This is a genomic window from Pseudoalteromonas sp. NZS127, assembly GCF_015864805.1.
Lineage (GTDB): Bacteria > Pseudomonadota > Gammaproteobacteria > Enterobacterales > Alteromonadaceae > Pseudoalteromonas > Pseudoalteromonas nigrifaciens.
This window is the reverse complement of sequence record NZ_JADYWN010000001.1, coordinates 28,056-46,255: the sequence shown is the minus strand read 5'-3', so window position 1 is coordinate 46,255 and position 18,200 is coordinate 28,056. Positions and strand designations below refer to the sequence as shown.

At 38.6% G+C, this 18,200-nt stretch carries 14 protein-coding genes; 3 read left to right on the top strand and 11 right to left on the bottom strand.

Annotation, left to right across the window (positions count from 1 at the left end):
- Positions 1-4: 4 nt before the first annotated feature.
- The 6 genes from I6E78_RS00225 to I6E78_RS00200 form a co-directional block, all read right to left on the bottom strand.
- Positions 5-1,744 (bottom strand): SulP family inorganic anion transporter, encoded by a 1,740-nt coding sequence (locus I6E78_RS00225; RefSeq protein ID WP_011329107.1) that lies wholly within the window; start codon positions 1,742-1,744, stop codon positions 5-7.
- A gap of 153 nt (positions 1,745-1,897) precedes the next feature.
- A complete protein-coding gene (locus tag I6E78_RS00220) occupies positions 1,898-4,837 on the bottom strand; it encodes a TonB-dependent receptor (protein ID WP_197181771.1) in 2,940 nt (979 codons plus the stop codon).
- A gap of 850 nt (positions 4,838-5,687) precedes the next feature.
- The gene (gene dps, locus I6E78_RS00215) at positions 5,688-6,203 is read right to left on the bottom strand and encodes a DNA starvation/stationary phase protection protein Dps (RefSeq protein WP_011329105.1); all 516 of its coding nucleotides are present in this window, start codon (positions 6,201-6,203) and stop codon (positions 5,688-5,690) included.
- A 294-nt stretch (positions 6,204-6,497) separates the two neighbouring features.
- Entirely contained in the window at positions 6,498-8,366 is a 1,869-nt protein-coding gene (gene gss / locus I6E78_RS00210; protein ID WP_182683956.1) for a bifunctional glutathionylspermidine amidase/synthase, read from the bottom strand.
- A 120-nt stretch (positions 8,367-8,486) separates the two neighbouring features.
- Positions 8,487-9,083 carry a DUF6515 family protein gene (locus tag I6E78_RS00205; protein WP_011329103.1) on the bottom strand — a complete coding sequence of 199 codons (597 nt, stop codon included), beginning with the start codon at positions 9,081-9,083 and terminating at the stop codon, positions 8,487-8,489.
- Positions 9,084-9,331: 248 nt separating this feature from the next.
- Positions 9,332-10,675: an L-cystine transporter gene (locus I6E78_RS00200; RefSeq protein ID WP_086997764.1), complete on the bottom strand. Its 1,344-nt coding sequence runs from the start codon at positions 10,673-10,675 to the stop codon at positions 9,332-9,334.
- A gap of 229 nt (positions 10,676-10,904) precedes the next feature.
- Here I6E78_RS00200 and I6E78_RS00195 point away from each other — a divergent pair, with 229 nt between their 5' ends.
- A complete protein-coding gene (locus I6E78_RS00195; RefSeq protein WP_231613350.1) occupies positions 10,905-12,029 on the top strand; it encodes a glycosyltransferase family 4 protein in 1,125 nt (374 codons plus the stop codon).
- A 103-nt stretch (positions 12,030-12,132) separates the two neighbouring features.
- On the opposite strand, the gene I6E78_RS00190 is transcribed toward I6E78_RS00195, so the two are convergent.
- Together I6E78_RS00190 and I6E78_RS00185 are read right to left on the bottom strand one after the other, a co-directional pair.
- Positions 12,133-12,495: a DUF1971 domain-containing protein gene (locus tag I6E78_RS00190; protein ID WP_089368711.1), complete on the bottom strand. Its 363-nt coding sequence runs from the start codon at positions 12,493-12,495 to the stop codon at positions 12,133-12,135.
- 40 nt (positions 12,496-12,535) lie between these two features.
- Positions 12,536-12,922: a lipoprotein gene (locus I6E78_RS00185; RefSeq protein WP_011329099.1), complete on the bottom strand. Its 387-nt coding sequence runs from the start codon at positions 12,920-12,922 to the stop codon at positions 12,536-12,538.
- A gap of 186 nt (positions 12,923-13,108) precedes the next feature.
- Between I6E78_RS00185 and I6E78_RS00180 the strand changes: the two genes are divergently transcribed.
- On the top strand, positions 13,109-13,582 hold the full coding sequence (locus tag I6E78_RS00180; protein WP_011329098.1) for a VOC family protein: 474 nt from the start codon (positions 13,109-13,111) through the stop codon (positions 13,580-13,582).
- 32 nt (positions 13,583-13,614) lie between these two features.
- Here the strand turns inward: I6E78_RS00180 and I6E78_RS00175 are convergent, their stop codons facing one another.
- Both I6E78_RS00175 and I6E78_RS00170 read right to left on the bottom strand, forming a co-directional pair.
- The gene (locus I6E78_RS00175; RefSeq protein WP_197181770.1) at positions 13,615-14,490 is read right to left on the bottom strand and encodes an endo alpha-1,4 polygalactosaminidase; all 876 of its coding nucleotides are present in this window, start codon (positions 14,488-14,490) and stop codon (positions 13,615-13,617) included.
- Positions 14,491-14,600: 110 nt separating this feature from the next.
- Positions 14,601-15,743, bottom strand: a complete 1,143-nt coding sequence (locus tag I6E78_RS00170; RefSeq protein ID WP_197181769.1) for an alkene reductase — start codon at positions 15,741-15,743, stop codon at positions 14,601-14,603.
- Between the two features lie 118 nt (positions 15,744-15,861).
- Here I6E78_RS00170 and I6E78_RS00165 point away from each other — a divergent pair, with 118 nt between their 5' ends.
- Positions 15,862-16,779: a LysR family transcriptional regulator gene (locus I6E78_RS00165; RefSeq protein ID WP_197181768.1), complete on the top strand. Its 918-nt coding sequence runs from the start codon at positions 15,862-15,864 to the stop codon at positions 16,777-16,779.
- 84 nt (positions 16,780-16,863) lie between these two features.
- Here the strand turns inward: I6E78_RS00165 and I6E78_RS00160 are convergent, their stop codons facing one another.
- Positions 16,864-18,135 (bottom strand): mechanosensitive ion channel family protein, encoded by a 1,272-nt coding sequence (locus I6E78_RS00160; protein WP_011329094.1) that lies wholly within the window; start codon positions 18,133-18,135, stop codon positions 16,864-16,866.
- Between the last annotated feature and the right edge of the window lie 65 nt (positions 18,136-18,200).

The following is an 18,200-nucleotide window of genomic DNA, read 5'->3' as shown; positions in this document are numbered from 1 at the left end:
GCGTTTATAGCGGCTCGGGTTTTGCCTCATTGGTATGAGCTTCAAATAAGGCGACTTCGTCGGTAGGCTGGCTTACGCTATTTTTTTGTAGCGCAACATATAGATCGGAGTGAACATAAATGCCATTTTTACCCGATACCATTCCGGCAATTTCAAACCACGATAGAAGCTGGCGTTTTCTACCTGCTAGCTCAAGACTAATGCCACGCTTTTTAAATATAACGTCTAAATCGGCAAGCATGGCCATAACGCTTAAATCTAAATGGGTAAAGCAAGGTACGGCATCAATAATAACGCATTGGGTATCGTCTTTTTGTTTTGCGTATTGCTCAAGTAATCTGCGTTTAAAGTAACTGGCATTAAAGTAAGTTAATGGCGAATTAAAGCGGTAAATAAATACCCCTTGCACGGCTTTTGCTTTATCGGTGGCATCTAAGCTTCTTACCACGCCTTTTATGTCTACGCCTAATATGTTGTCGGTAGGGCGCATTACGGTGCGAATAAATTGAAATAAACCCAGTAATACAGCAAGCGTAATACCCGGAATAACACCAATAAACAGCACTGCAAACAAGGTGGCTAAGGCAAGGTAAAACGCCTGCTTATCTTTAAACTTTAGTTGCCATACCGCTTTTAAATCTAACAAATGCACAGAGGCAATAATAAGTACCACGCCGAGTGCTGCACTAGGTATAAACTCGAGCGGGGCGGTTAAAAAAATAGCAATAATAGCAATAATAGTGGCGGCTATAATCGACACTAATTGCGTTTTACCGCCATTAGCGTCGTTAACTGCGGTGCGAGAGTCGGCGCCACTTACAGCAAAACCTTGCGACAACGCAGAGGCGAAGTTGGCAATACCTAGGGCTCTAAACTCTTTATCTGCATCTATGTCGTAGCCATTTTTTGCGGCAAAACTACGCGCTGTTAGCATCATACTTACAAAGCTCACTATGGCTAAGTTAAGTGCCGGCACAACTAGTTCACGAATAATACCAATATCAAATACAGGGGTGTTAAATACCGGCAGTCCGCCGGTTACTGTGCCTATGGTTTTAATATTAAATTGCTCTAAATTAAAAAACCACACTAATATTGCGCCCAAGGTAATGGCAAACATTGATGCGGGCCATGTAGGCTTTAGTCGTTTCATAACAAAGTAAATAACCACAGTAAATAAGGCCATTAATAAAGTGGGAATATGGGTTTGTGATAAATAAGTGGGCACCCCCCCTAAGCGTTCAAGTAGGTATCTTTCATCAAAGGTAAAACCAAATACTTTAGAAAACTGACCCACAATAATAGTTATGGCTACGCCGTTTAATAAGCCCATTAAAATAGGCTTAGATAAAAAGTCTGCTAATACACCTAATTTAAATTTACTGGCTATAAAACACCAAAAACCGGTCATGGCGGTCATGGTTACAACTAGCTGCCAGTGCTTAAAACTGTCGCCTGCGGCAAGCGGGGTTACTACTGCAGCTATAACTGCACAGGTTGCGGCATCGGGGCCAACTATTAATTGTTTTGAGGTGCCAAAAAGTGCATATAGCATCATGGGTAGTATGCAGGAATACAGCCCAACTGCAGCATTAACACCAGTTAACTGTGCATAAGCAATAGCAACGGGTAGCGCCACGGCGGCAACCGATAATGCCGCTCTTAAATCATCAGCAAACCATTGTCGTTCATAATGAAGTAAAGTATTTAAACCCGGCATAAAATTATATAAACGCGACAGCACTACCTTTCCTTATTAATAGTAATTGCTCTTTGATATTAAGTTTTATATTAAGATAAGTATAGCTAGGGAGTGGGTTTTTTATGCAATATAAAGCTACTATTATTTAGGCATAAAAAAGCCTGCATAAAAGCAGGCTTTAGCCTTTAGGGAAAATTAAAATTTAGCGCGAATGCCTAAGCTATAACGGCGATCCGCCTCAGTGTACTTCCAAGCACCGCCTAGTTCAGATAGGTAGATTGAAGGTTCACCGGTTAAGTTTGTTGCGTTACCTACTAGGGTAAAGTTTTCGTTTATGTCCCAACTTGCAGAAAAGTCTAATTGGCCTCTGTCATCGCGGTAGTTATTACCATAAACAGTACCGTCTTGTGAAATGCTGCCGTTAGAGTTAATGTTTTCTACGCGTTTTTCGTTTTCAGTACTTAAGAAACCGTCACGGTAGTTATAAGCAAGGCGAGTAGAGAAGCCTTCGTGTTCCCAAAATACTTGTAAGTTATAAGTATTTTCAGAAATGTCTAATAGTGGGTTGCCGTTTGGCTGTTCGCTGTCTGCGTAAGTGTAGTTTGCATTAATACCTAAACCAGAAAACGCACCCGGCAGGCTTGTAAAGAACTGCTGGTAACCTACTTCAAAACCTTGAACAGAGCCGTTTTCACCGTTAATATTTTTAACGGTATCGATGCCGGTAAGCCCTGCATCTCTAAGGCCCGCAACGTGATTAAAACCATCAGCATCTACAGGATAGTTAGTTGCATCAGAGTAAACCATATTATCTTGAGATACGCCGGCAGTATCAAGCTGACATACTTGGTTCCACTGTGTTACGTTTTGCAGTGCAGCGGTAGTTGATGAGGCAACACACGTGCTTTCGTTGCTTAAAAATGACTTAACATCTTTATAAAATAGTGCAAAAGACAATACGTTACCTTCGTCAAAGTAATGCTCTACAGATAAGTCGTATTGGGTTGCGCGGTATGGTTCTAAATCAATAGCTCCTTGAGTTGCACCGGTTCGGTCGTTATTTACGTCAAATGCAGGGCTTAGCTCGCTAAAGTCGGCTCTGCGCATAACTTTTGCCGCAGCAAAGCGAAATAGTGTTTCGTCTGAATAGTTATATGTCACGTTTAAGCTAGGTAAAAAGTCGGTGTAATCATTTTCACCCGTCACTTTTATACCGTTTTGGTAAACACTTGACTCAAGATCTGTTGTTACATAACGAGCGCCCACAATGGCTGTAACGCTATCAAAATCTAAATAAGCCGATATATAAATTGCAGCGGTGTCTTCAACTACATTTTTGTATGCGCTTTCTTGAAACTCTTGATTGTCGTGTAAGCTCCCAGTAGACGCTAAATTAGTGCCTGCTAATAGTTGCTGTAATTGAGCATACGTATTACTTGGGTTAGATAAGCCATTATAAGTAAGGAATGTTAAAAGATCGTTTTGACCAGAGTGACCCAGTTGATTAAAAGAGTTATCGTGGCTCATAGTTGTAAAACTGCCAGGGAATAGGGCGTTATAATCATCGGCCCATAAAGTTGCTAATGACCCATCTGAGTCGTTAATAGCGTTTTTATAAATATCTTTAATTTCTACTTTGTATTGTTCATATTCGTAATCGCGTTTAGTAGCGCGAACACCTGCTTTTACTTTAGAGATCCAGTTTGCACTGCTTAACGGCTCAAACATTTCAATATCAAAACGAACCGCTGTTTCATCATTATTGGTTTTTCTATCTTCGCTTTTGAATGTTCTTAATGCTAAGTTTTGTGGATTAGTAAATGCAGTTGGATCTGAGTGTATAATGCTTGGTAAGCGATTACCGTCTTGTGAAAATGCGCCATCATATAAATGGTTTACTAAATCAACCCCGCCACTGGCTTCAAACGTCGATTTTTCGATTGGACGCAATGTAAACTCTGAGTCTGGTCTTATGCTTTCAGAGGATGCAACAGCAACTTCACCAGAAATTTTGATGCTATCGGTAAGGTTCCATTCTGCACCAAGTGCATTTGAAAACGAGTCAGTATCACGAAAATCACTGTATGTTTTAGGAATACCAAATTCGTTAGTTAACGTATAGTTATTTACGCCGTTAGCGTCTTGTGTGGTGTTTGCATCTGTTGATAGTGAACCTGCTACACCTAAAATAGAGTTACCAGCTTGCTCACCAGAGCGCTTAGTACCACTTAAATCAAGGTATACCATGCCATTACCCGAGTGTGGTGCCCACTGAAGTGACAAATTTACAGCAGTACGTTCACGTTTTTCTACATATTGCTCAATACTGTGCTCATCTCTGACGATGGCGTTACCGCTTGGTGTGTTTCCTTCTTGAGCGTTAATTACTATGTCTTGAGGTTTTACGCGGCTAGACGTTTCGTCTTGGCGAATTTCGCGATCTTGATATGAAAACATAGCAATGGCACCAAACGTGCCCATTTCATCAAAATCCCAATTATTACCAACAGATCCACTGAAAATAGGCGCTACGTTTTCGGTTTTATCTGCATATTCTGCATCTAATGACATGGCCGCTGTTAGTTTATCTAATTCTAATGGGCGAACCGTTCTTAAACTAACCGTACCACCAAGTGCGCCTTCAATCATATCGGCAGTTGGCGACTTAACAACTTCTACTGTTTTTAAGAAACTTGATGGAAAATCTTGAAGGCTAATGCCATCACGAGAATCGCCAATAGTAGAGCGACCATTTAATTCAACCCGGTTTTGCGGTAAACCACGAATCGAAACACTATCACCCACACCAAAGTCAGAATTAATAGATACACCAGTAATACGTTGCAGGGCTTCGGCAATATTATTGTCTGGTAATTTACCAATGTCTTCAGCAACAACAGCATCAACAATACGACCGTCAGTACGTTTAAGCATTGCAGCTGCTTTCATACTGTTAAGAATTCCTTTTACTTCAATAACCTCTATGTTTTTATCTGCTGTGGCTGAGGTGTTTTCAGACTCTTGTGCAGCTAAAGTAGATGATGTCATTAAAATAAGTGCGGCCGCGCTAATAAGTGCAGGATTACTTTTATGTTGTTTATTGATTAGTGAGGAAGTAATTCGATTAAGCTTCATGTATCTCTCCCGTTTGGGTAATTGTGTGTTGATGATGCGCTTTGGTTTACCAATTTTTCAGTGTTTTACTTTTTTTGGTAATGCGTAAAGTGTGGTTAAAATTAGTCCAATTAAGTTTTAATTTCAAGCTTTGTTTACCAGTAATGTGAATTTGGTATTACAATTTTGGTTTCTTTTTGTTTAATATTTAACAAATTTAACAAGTTATGTTTTTAATTTATTTTGTAATCGCAGTTAAAAAGTTTAATTTAATGTTGGTATATAGGTTTGTTATTGCTATTTGTTAATTATAATTTTTAAAAGCAGGGTGAGTTTAACCTTACTTATTTGGGAAGATTGGGGTTTTAACCTATAAAAAATTCATTGTTTTAGATAAGAAAGTGCTGATAAGTACCAAGGCGATAAAAAGAAATTAACTTACTGAGGGTGTATGAGGCGTTTATTTAAAATAAGAAATGTAAATTACTTACTGGTAATGGCTTTGTAGTTTTTATTTTAAGTTTAAAACTTAGTTGGTTAACCAATTTGATTGCTAATATAAATAAAATATCGACTGGTAATAATAGTATAAAATTTAAATGCAGATGTACGAGGGGTTAATCGGGGGAAGTTCTTTTTTATGCATTTGCTGAGCGTGACAATATTTAATGGCTACTTGGGGGTAAACTTTTTAAGAGCAAAATGCAGATACTTTGCTATGTATGATGTGCAATTATTTTAGTAGGTTATTATTTTAGTAAGTTATTAGCACTTAAAAAGCCCGCATTATTAATAATGCGGGCTTTTCTTAATTTTAAATTATTAACTAACAATAAATATTTAGCTATGTATGCCAGTTATAATAGTGCACCTACTTTTGTAGTTCACCTGTTGATGATTCAAGGTGAGCACGAATAAACCATTGAAATTGCTCTAGCTCGGCTAGTTGGCTGGTGATCATATCCTCAGAAACCGGATCAAGATCAGCAAGCGTATCTATGGCTTTACGATGATCGCTATTAATACCGCTATATACATTATCGAGTGCACTTAAATGCTCGGTAACGAGGGCTTTACCAATTGAGTACTCGTCCCATGTACGGCGATCAACAATTGATTTTGGCGTACCAACAGGTACTCCACCTAGCGTTGCGATGCGCTCAGCAATGGTGTCTGTCATTTCGCGTACAACCGCAACTTGTGGGTCTAGCATTTCATGCACGCCAATAAAATTAGGGCCAACTACGTTCCAGTGAATATGTTTAAGGGTAAGTTGTAAGTCAATTAGCGCAACCATACGATTGTCGAGTGTAGAGATAGTTTTTTCTGCTGAATCGTTACTCATACCTGGAGCGGTAAATTTAGCTGTTTTGTTACTATTACTCATAATTTCTCCTACTTAATTATTTTGCCCATTAATTACTATATGAACATACTTTACTTTATTTAAAGCAATCACCATGCCGAGAAGGGATTTTAAATAAAGTTGTTTATATACAATCAGATAGGGTTTTCAATATGAGGGGAAGAATGATGTTAAATATTACATATTTGAAAACTATGCACTTTTTTGTAAATTATGCACAGTGTAATAAATATAATAGCTAAAGGGCTTAGCTATTATATTTAATGCTAAGCCCTAAAACTAAGCCCGCAAAGTATTGTTTATTAATTTGACGAGTTATTCAATCCGCAGTGCCATACAGTCACTATTGCCATTAATAATCATGCTTTTATCGACTCGCACACCCGCACCAGAATATTTTCCTGCTGTGGTAAAACTGCATATTTGTACAAAGTAATCGTCTACTTTTGGTAGCGCAAATAATTGCTGATATATTTGCTCTTGGGATGCAAAGTGTCCGGCGGTTTCCTCAATGGTTTGTTGTTGCTGATCGACTAGTTGAATATTTGCTCCGCAGCGGCCAACAATGGGTTTTACTACATAGCCGGTTTGTAATAATTCATCACTGAGCTCAAACGCGGTATTGAGCAAATATTTATGATTAGGAAATAAACTCCACAGCACCGGTAAGATTGCTTTATTACTGGGGATCAGTGTCCATAGTGGTTCAAAAACCATGACATTTTTACGCAATAATACATCAGCCAACCGCGGGGTTGCTCCTGCTTGCCATTGCGGCTCAAAATTATGATTTTGAGCTTGATCAGCCTCGCATTCTTCACGAATTTGCTCAAGTGCAGTTTCCCACGACCAGGTTTTCCATACATAATTAAGTTTATTGCCATCGGCATCAATAATATTGCCAAAGGCATCCCAAGACAGAGTATTTAAACCAATAATAATTTTGCACTCAAAACCTGCTGCCGCAATTGTTTCTTTCATAAATAAAGCGTGGTAATGCTCTTCTGGCTCGTCATCTTGAAGAATATGAACTAAACCTTTTACTTCACTTTTTCGCCACGCTTTTACTAAGTCTTTAAATAAATCTTGGCCTGCATCAATACCCGTTTTAACCCCAAAGTGCTTTGCCCATTTACCCTGAACTTTACCGCTTTCCATATAACACGAAGCGGAGTCGCAGTTGTATTCATACACTTTTAAGCCTGCGGGGGTTAGTGCAAAGTCAAAGCGACTGGTGATCAATTGATTTAAGCGGTTATCCCACGATTGACGAATTTTATTGAGTACTACTTCAGGTAAATTAAACTTTTTTAATAGCTCAGGGTGCTGTAACACATAATCGGTGGCATGCATAAATAAGCCATGCAGCTCATTAGTGGCGTGCTCAATGACTTGTTGGGTTGTGTGTGAAATAGTAAAGTAGCTATGTTGATCCTCTGCATTGGAGGTAAGCTTGTGGCCTTGCATCATGTCTACATAGGCGGCTTCGTCATCATTAGCAATATTTAACCATGACTTTGCAGCTTGGCCTGTATCGGCAATGTAATTAGATTTGATTGTAAATAAATCGGTGTTTATTTCAGTGGTAGGTTCTGCGTGTTCAATTTGATCAGTTTGGGTCATCCAGCCTAAAATAGTTGCATCGTTATAAGAGCATTCAATCCAATAGTCGCCATCTTTGGTTATTTTAGCTTTAAGCTCGCGGCACCAATTTTGACCTTGTGGCCATGTTTGATGGCCAACATTTTGCTCAGCAAGACGAATTTTATCAGGGTGAACTTCTACTACAATGGCAACATGGCCGGTTTCTTCAAACTCACCACCTTCTTCCCAAATAAGTAAACTACCAACTTGAGGGTGATGCTTTGCGCCATTTTTAAATGCTTGTAAGGGAAGTCTATTTTGGCTGTTAACTTCACGTACTGAGCGTAGCTCAAAAATATCGTAAGCCATGGCTATGTCATCAAAAATATAACCATGATTGAGATACATCCAGCGCCTAGCAAATTCAACGCACTGCCATTTATAACCCATATAAATGCCATCTAAATAACTGCGATAGGCACTGCGGTTAGGGTAAATGCTTTCGTCGGCAGAGTCATAGTCAGACGAGTAAACAGCAACATTACCAGGTGCGTAACCTAATAGTTCACCAAAATCACGAGCTGGAGTGCTAGTTTTCATAACAAGTTTGTTCAAAATAAAGGCCTATAATCTGCTGACTATAGGAGCGAAGTAGCTTGATAGCAAGATAAAATGCTATGCCCTTATTTAGGTTTTTATTTGCGACAGATAAAGACAGTATTAATTGAGTTTAACAGCGAGATATTTAATTACATCATCACTAACTTGCGGTAAAAAATAAATGTCATCATATTTAAAGTACTGCACCGAGCTAATAGTTACGGGCTTTGCTGCCGTTGGTAGCGAGTCGTAAAACAGCCCAAGCTTATAATTGTTGCTGTTATTTACTTTGATTGCTCGGTTAACCTGTATTTTAGGCGTATCTACTACTGTGTAGCCGTTATTTTCGGCAATATAATATACATTTTGATAGGTATAATAAGTGTTATTGCGATGCCTTAAACGTGAGTGGTATCTAGGCAGTGATCTAATATGTAAACCTCTTGGTGGCATTACCTCTCGATAGCCTCTGCTGTGTTTACGATAGTAAGTGCCATTATGGGTATTAAATACTGCACCATTAAAACGTACCGATACACTATTACTAGGAATATGACGTATCACTTTACCTGGTTTATGGTGTTTGTTATGTACATTTTGCGGATTTGCAAAGGCGTTACTTGAGAGCATAGTAAGTGTTAAAAACACTGCTAACAAAACAGTTAAGTTAATAGTGTTTAGCTTTATAGGTGTTAGTTTCACAGTTATTTGTTTCATAGTAATGTCTCGCTTATGTTTTTTATACATAACCGATATTAGAGCCTGAAACTGAATAGCAACTGATAGCGGCTGTAATTACACAAAGCTTTACATATGTTTACATAACTAAAATGCTTGTTGGTAGGGTTTTGAGCATGCTAGATGAGCAGAGAAGTGGTTGATTATGGGCTGTTTTGCGGGTTTTATATATAACTGTAGCGCAGTATAAAAAGCCCAGCAAAGCTGGGCTTAATTATTAATTAGTCTTACTGTGGCGTTTTCATTATTTTACTGGTGATCACACCTGAAGTAATAGAGCCTGACACATTAAGCGCAGTACGTGCCATATCAATTAATGGTTCTATTGATATAAGTAACGCAACAATTTCTATGGGTAATCCCATTGTTGGTAATACCACTAGCGCAGCAAAAGTTGCGCCGCCGCCTACACCGGCAATGCCAAAAGAGCTAATCACTACAATACCTATTAAGGGTAGAATAAACTCAAAAGTCATCGGGTCTATTCCCACACTAGGTGCAACCATCATTGCTAGCATTGCAGGGTAAATACCTGCACAGCCATTTTGTCCAATCGTAGCACCAAAAGAGGCTGATAAATTAGCAATAGCTGGGGGAACTTTAAGTTGGTTTACTTGTGTATCTATGTTCATTGGAATTGATGCCGCTGAACTGCGCGAACTAAAAGCAAAGGTCATTACTGGCCAAATCTTAGTAAAATAATGTTTTGGACTAACCCCAACTAGGCTTAACAGTATGCCGTGCACAACAAACATTAATAAAATAGCGACATAAGAGGCGATAATAAACGCCAATAAATTAAGAATGTCGTTACCACTTGAGTTTGCGACTACATTCGCCATTAATCCTGCAACACCGTAAGGCGTTAAAGCTATAACCATTTTAACTAAGCTCATTACAGTGGCTTGTAAAGCGTTTACACCAGTACGAATAGGCGCTGTAAGTTCGCTGCGCTCTAGCATTACTTTACGTGCTGCAATGCCTATTAACACGCCAAAAATAACGACGGCAATAATAGAGGTTGAACGTGTATTACTTAAATCGGCAAATGGGTTTTCTGGAATAAAGCTAAGCAACATTTGTGGCACATTTAAGTTAGCAACATTAGCCGCTTTACTCTCTAAAGTAGTCATTTGTGCCGCTTCACGAGTGCCGGCCACTAATCCTTCTACGCTTAAGTTAAAGCCATAAGTAACCGCAATACCAACCAATGCAGCAAGGGCTGTGGTAACCAGTAAAATAGAAATACTTACAAATGAAATCTTACCTAAAGAGCCTTGGTTTTCAAGTTTGACTACCGCGGCAATCATAAACACTAATACCAAAGGCATAATGACCATTTTTAATAGCCCAACATAGCCTTTACCAACGACGGCAACCCAACTTAAAACATGGTTAATAACTTGGGGTTGTTCGGCAAATAAAAACTGTAAAGCCAAACCAAAAGCACTGCCCAGTACTAGGCCAAATAAAACGGTGCGTGATAACGTTTTACTTTTTTGCGAAAAAAGATAAATCGCGAATAACAGACCAACAAACAATGCCAGCATTAATAGTACAGCAAGCGACATAATATCCTCTTCATTAGCTGTGATTTAGCGGCGCACTTTAACGCTTTAAACTTATTTAAGAAAATACACTTTCGCTATGACTTAGAAGAAATTGTTATGTATTGCTAATATTTGGTTATAAGGGATGGCAAGCGTTTGTAAATATCTTCAAAGATGTATGGCTAAATGTTATATTACCAAAAGAGTAATCGCTGTAATTGCAGCAAACTAAACAAGTTTTTCAGGATATATGATGCCTAATATTTATATTATTTACCGTGCTATGTTTGATCATAACGGCACTATGCATACCATTGGTGGCATTGAAAACTATATCTTAAGTTTGTGCGATGTTTTTACTCGCCAAGGTTGGCCATGTCATATAGTACAACCGGCTAAAAAAGCGTTTACCTTAACTACTCCCCAGTACACTATTCATAGCGTTACTACCGGTTTATATCGCGGTAACTTAAAAAAAATCGCCCTTGCAAACTGGGTCAGTGAAAATGCAGACAAAAATAACGATATTATTATTTTTGCTACCGACTCTTATTCAGTAAAAATGCCTGATTATAAAACGCTAGCGATTCAGCATGGTATATCTTGGGATAAACCTCGCGCAGCAAAATCAGCCATATCACAATATTGCTCCTCGCTATTAAGTCAGTACAAATATTTATCCTATATAAAATCAGATTGCAGTTTGGTGTGTGTAGATCATAACTTTGTTAACTGGTATCGCACTTGGTTTAATATTGAGCAGCAACATATGAAGGTTATTTATAACTTTTATAGTGAAAAAATTAGCGAAAGTGAATTTGCCAAAAAATGGTCAGATGATAACGCAACACTAAATATTATTATTGCTCGTCGTTTTGTTGATTACCGTGGTATTAAATTAATAGCACCTATTATTAAGCAGCTTTTACCGCAATATAATATTCAAGTAAGCTTTGCCGGAAATGGGCCATTAAAACCATATTTAACAGAACTATTTGCTAATGAAGTAAAAGTGAAATTAATGCAGTACGGACCAAATGAAAGCTTTAGCGTACATAAACGCCAACACATTGCCATTATTCCAACACTAGGTTCAGAAGGTACTTCGTTATCTATGATAGAGGCAATGGCCGCAGGTTGTATGGTTATAAGTAGTAACGTTGGAGGCTTATCTAATCTTATAATTAATGGTTTTAATGGTCGATTAGTGATGCCTAATACTGCCGAGTTTACCCAAGCGCTAACAACTAGCTTGAATGACTATCAGCAAAGTAAAACGTTGGCATATAACGGGTTAACATCAATAGCGAAAGTGTGCTCTAAAGAAAATTGGGCGCAAGATTGGATTGATATGATCAAACATAAACAAGGCTAATATGCAGTGCATTTGGCATTAATTGCACCGTTATTTATGAAAGCACTTAACTAAATGTTAGGTGCTTTTTTGTTTGTACGTAAATTAGTTATTTTAAGTGGTATTAATCTAAAATAGGTTTGCTATGAATACGTGAACTTTTAAACAGGGCTTTATTGCCTGTATCGGCTTCGGCCCAAAAGTTGATATTAAATTGCGCGTCGTCGCTTAGCTCTACTTTATGCCAGTATTGTGGCGGGCTGGTAGCAAATTGCCCCGCGTTAATTACAATAGTTTGCTCAGGCTCTGTGGCGGCTTCATTTGCAAATCCGTAAAAGGTAACAGTGCCTTGCATAACGCAAATTTGGCCAAACACACCCTCGGCTGTGTTGTGGTGAGTAAGTAACGCTTTTGGAATGTTATCTTTAGTAAAAAAGTGAGTGGAGCGTTTTATTTTCCAGTGACTTGGTATAGTTAAGTGACTCATAACAATTCCTTTTTTGTATTAGTGAAACAAATATAAAAGTTTAAATCATTTCAGCATCAATATGGCGCATTAAATTAGTTACCCAATTAATATACTGACGGTGTATTTTACTACCGTTGTAATTAAGGTTAGTCGAATCTTGGTAATTGATAGAATAGGCTGTTTTGTCATAATTAATATTAACGATTAATTGATGAGTACGAATATTAAGAATTCCCTTTATTTTACCTTCACTAACAGGAGCACACTGCCAACCTAGTTGAATGCAGGCTTTTAAAATACCTGTTTCAACATCTGCTGTGTTATTAATTATTTTAGATGTTTGTGGAATAAGGTTTTGTTCAAAGTTTTTAATTGGCACTGAAGTTGAACAACCCGCGAGTGCGAATAACGCAGTGGCTATAAAAAGTGTTGTTTGTTTTTTCATGTTAGTCCTTTTGTTTAAATATGCAGCGTATCAGTAAATATTATTAAGTGGTAGATACTAGCAAAATTTACTAATAATTTTGCAAATAAGTGCCACTAATATTGATAAATAAATACGTGTTTATTTTATATTGTTTGCCACTTTAGACTAACCTTTGTAAGGAGAGCATATAACGAGGAGCACAACATGGCGGTATCAGCTATTCCAAAAGGGTATCATTCAATAACCCCTTATTTAATTATAAACGGTGCGCAACAAGCAATTGATTTTTATTGTGCCGCTTTTGATGCGCAGCTAGTTATGCAAATGCCTATGCCTGAAGGCGGCATTGCTCATGCCGAAATTAAAATTGGTAATTCACATATTATGATCTCAGATATGTGCCCAGATGTTCATTTTAAAAGCCCTACAGAGCTAGGCGGTACACCCGTAAGCATAATGTTGTATGTTGATGATGTAGATACGGTATTTGCAAAAACCATTGCGTTAGGAGCGAAAGAAATACGCCCCGTTCATGATCAGTTTTATGGTGATAGAGCAGGTACGCTGCAAGATCCTTTTGGCCACGTATGGACCATTGGCACTCATAAAGAAGACATTAATGAGCAAGAGCTCAGAAAAAGAATGGTAGATCTTATGAGTAAAGATCAAGATGCTTAGCTTTATAAAATAAAGGTAAGTAAACAAGGCTTTTACAAGCAGCTAATCCTGAATTCGTCATCTAGGTTTATTGGCAAAACCAGTGTATTAAATTGCCTATTAATAGCATCATCACACATATTGATCAGTTCAGCGCTACCATTACTATACTTACTATTATATTCAACATGAAAAACAGCTTTATTGTTATTTATAAAAGGGGTGAGTAATTCGCACTCTTGATACTCGTAGCATTGCTCGTTTACTGCAAAATCAAAATAACTATGCAGCTCATTTACCTGATGAAGATTGTTTTTTAAGCCAACCGCCAAGCCACGAGTATGCGCCTGATTTGCTATAAAGCGAGTAAATACAAGCTGATCGTTTGCAGTTAAATTAAAGCCCGAATTATTCATATAGCCGTCAACGTTATCGGGCTCTACGCCATCACATCCTTTTTGTACTGCTAAATCTAGACGACTAGCCATTATTGCTTGCACATTAGGTGAGCGAATATCTAACCAACGCTCTCCTTGCCAATTAGCTAAAGAGTTACCTAATTCGTTGATTAAAAATTGGCTTTTATCACTTCGCCACGATTCATAAGAACCCGCTGAAAAATAGCAAATAACCCGCTTACCTTGAGCTTGTAATGTTTGTATTAACTGTACTGGGGAATCGAATAGGTCTATGTCGTAAATATTAACATTGTAGTTAGTATTTATTGTGCCAGTTAGCTGCCATTGCCAGGTGCTCCCCAATGCGGGTTTATACCAGTTACCGGTAGTAATAGGGGCAATTGCAGGCTCGACTTGGCTAGAGGGAGTTGCTGGTGTATTGTCATTTTCACCGCAGCTACTAATACTGATTAGCAGTAAAAATATAACACAGTGGCCTGCGGTTTGTTTATTAAATAAAGACAAAAACATAACATACTCAAACGGTATTAGTAGTTATTAATTTAGCTGAAAACTATTGATATTGCATTAAGGATGTCGATTTTTATATTGAGTATTAGGCCTTCCATGGCCTGCTTAAATTAAATGTTTTTATAGTATGGATAATCACTATAACCAACCTCTGTGCCGCCATACATAGTGGCTGCATCAGCTTCATTTAAAGGCCATTGTTGTTTAATACGCTCAGGTAAATCGGGGTTCGCAATAAAAGGCCGACCAAAAGCAAACAAGTCACCGTAGCCATTATTTAAAATACGCAGTGCTTTATCTACCGTGTATTTTCCTGCATATATAATTCGACCAGAGAACTGCGCTCTAGCTGCTTTGTAAAACTGCTCAGGTAAATCAGGTGCGTTATCCCAATCGGCTTCAGCAATCGATAAGTAAGCAATACCTGCTTGTTCAAGTACCTTAATCGCTTCTATGTAGGTATTTTGTGGATCAGACTCGACCAAACCCAAATAAACGCGGGTTTCATCTGTGCTGCTAAAAAGTGGTGCAAAGCGAACGCCTAAGCGATCAGCGCCTACAACCGCGCTCACAGCAGCAACAATTTCTTTTAAAAAACGCAGACGATTAGTAAGTGATCCGCCGTATTGATCGTCACGCACATTAGTGTGCTCTGAAATAAATTGATTAACTAAATAACCGTTAGCACAATGTAGTTCAACGCCGTCAAAGCCGGCTTCTAATGCATTTTTTGCTGCTTGCGCATACATATTAACTAACTCGCTCACTTCATCAGTACTTAAAGCGCGCGGTGTACTTGGTTCACTTAAAGCACCTTGGCCTGGGCCGGTTTCAATAAACACCTTAACGTTGTCAGCTGTAATTGCTGAAGGAGCTATTGGCTTGGCTTCATTAGGTTGCAAACTGGTGTGCGATACACGGCCAACATGCCACAGTTGAGCAAATATAATGCCCCCTTTAGCATGCACAGCTTGAGTTACTTTTTTCCAACCTTCAATTTGCGCCGCAGAATGTATACCTGGAGTCCATGCATAGCCTTGACCTCTTGGCTCTATTTGCGTGCCTTCAGTAACCATAAAACCAGCGCTGGCACGCTGCGCATAATAGGTTGCCATTAAGTCGTTAGGAATATTACCTGGTTGGGTGCTACGAGAACGTGTAAGTGGTGGCATTACTATACGGTTTTTAAGTGTATAAGGGCCAAGTTCTACAGATGAAAATAACGAGCTGGTATCAGAAATAGATTGATTCATTAAAACTCTCTCTTAAAGCAAACTTAGTGGCTTATTACCTCGTAATTAACAAGGTAAAGTATGTTGATGCTTAGCTGTTTAAGCAATGTTGGTAAGCGTAGAGCTTTAAGGGTACAATTTGAAACAACACTTTATTGTTTTAGATACAATTATGAATGGTATTAACCGGCTCGATATTAAACAGCTCAGGGTACTAAATGCCTTGCTAGATTTAAAAAGCTTGTCGCAGGTTGCACGTAAAATGGGCTTAACCCAGCAAGCAATTAGCGAGCAACTGCGTAAACTACGTGATTTATTTGACGATCGTTTGTTTATTCGCCAAGGAAATAGTATGGTGCCAACGCCTAAAGCGTTATCTATGCAGCAACCTATTAGCCATATTTTAAAGCAACTTGAAATGCTGTTAGAGCCCGATGTATTTACACCGCAAACATACAAAGGTGTATTTACTATTAGCGCGACAGACTACGCAACTCAAGCCTTGTTACCGCAGCTTTTTAATATAACTAGGCGAGAAGCCCCTGGATTAAAACTAATAGTGCGCGACTTTGCCTCAGATAATGTTAACCAGCTAATTACGGCGGGCGAGCTTGATTTACTGATTAGTTTTCCTGAATTTATTCCAGATAACTTAGCTTATGTTACTTTGCTTGAAGAGCAGCATTTATGCGTTACAGGTTGTGGCAACAAGCTAACAAATGAGCCGTTAACACTGGCACAAATTGCAGCTTATCCGCAGCTAGTGGTATCACCTTCGCGTGCCAATTTACGTGGTTCTCACGATCAGTGGTTTGCTGCAAAGGGCCTTAAACGCAATATTGTTATGTCGGTACCTAGCTTTTCGGCAGTACCAAACATTCTTCATACAACCGATATGATCGCGTTTTACCCGGCGCGATTATTACCAAACAATAAAGTACAACAGCTAACCGTGGAAGCATTGCCGCCGCCTTTTAAAGTAATAGCTGCATGGCATCCACGTACCAGTGAAAGCCCAATTCATCGCTGGATACTGGAGCAATTAAAAGTGATTTGAAGTGTGAATAAATTTTAGCGAGCAACACTCGTTTTATAGTGTTACTCGCTAATATAGGAGCTAACGATAAAGTAAGCCGTAATTTTAGAGCTTACCTATCGACAAAGATCGCACATCGTTACCTGTTGGCGACTCATGTGCTTTAAGGTAAAACACCGGTAAAATAGCCAGTATATGGTCAAAAATATCAGCTTGAATACCTTCGTACTCTGCCCACACTGTGGTGTTGGTAAAGGTGTAAATCTCGATAGGTAAGCCTTTATTAGTTGGCTCTAATTGCCTTACCATTAGGGTCATATTTTGATGGATTTTAGGGTGTTGTTTTAACAGTTCTATTAAATAATGCCTAAAGGTACCGACGTTAGTTAAGCGGCGGCCATTAAGTAGGCAACTCATATCTTTGCTAGCGTTTTCGGCGCTAATAGATGATATTGTGGTATCTATATATTTGGTTAGTAAATTTGCTTTTCTAAGCTCAGTGAGCTCTTGTTCATTTAAAAAGCGCACACTGTTCATTTCTAAATGAATACTACGTTTTATTCTACGACCGCCCGATTCCGACATGCCGCGCCAGTTTTTGAATGAATCAGAAATAAGCGCATACGTAGGTATTGTAGTGATGGTTTTATCCCAGTTTCTTACCTTTACCGTGGTAAGTGCAATGTCAATTACATCGCCATCAGCGCCATACTTGGGCATTTCTAGCCAATCACCTACCGCTAACATATTATTAGCAGAGAGCTGAATACCTGCCACTAAACCTAAAATAGCATCCTTAAACACCAACAGCATAACGGCTGATAACGCACCTAAACCACTTAATAAAATTAATGGTGATTTATTCATTAATAACGACACAGCTAAAATACCGGTTAATACACTGGCAATTAACTTAATGGTTTGTAATAACCCTCGTATCGGGAAGTGGGCTCTGACTGCGCGCCTATCAGAAATAACCTGAAAAATATCGAGCAACGAAAACAGTGATAGTAAAGAGAAGAGAATGATCCATTGGTCGGTAACCATTTCAATAATATGTAAAAAGCTACTCCCTTCGGGGATCCAAAGCCTAGCTTGAATAACGACAACCGCACCTTGAATTACAAAAGAGATATGTTTTGCAAGTTTAAATGCTAAATCGGCGGGAGTTTTTGCATCAGGCTGAACAATTCTTTCGCTAAAGCGACCTTTAAGAAAGTGCTTAGCTGAGTTTCTGATAATTAAATGTAAAATTATGGCAAAAATGGCGAGCCAGCAAAGTACTAAAATGTCGTACCATAAAAGAGGGTTGGCGGGTAAATATTGGCCAAACCACCCCAGTAAATACTCACGTAGTTCAGCTCTTATATCTGTCATTTAATCTCCGTTTACATCATAAAGTTATTTATTTATTCCAAGGTTATTTAAGCAGAAGGCGTAGT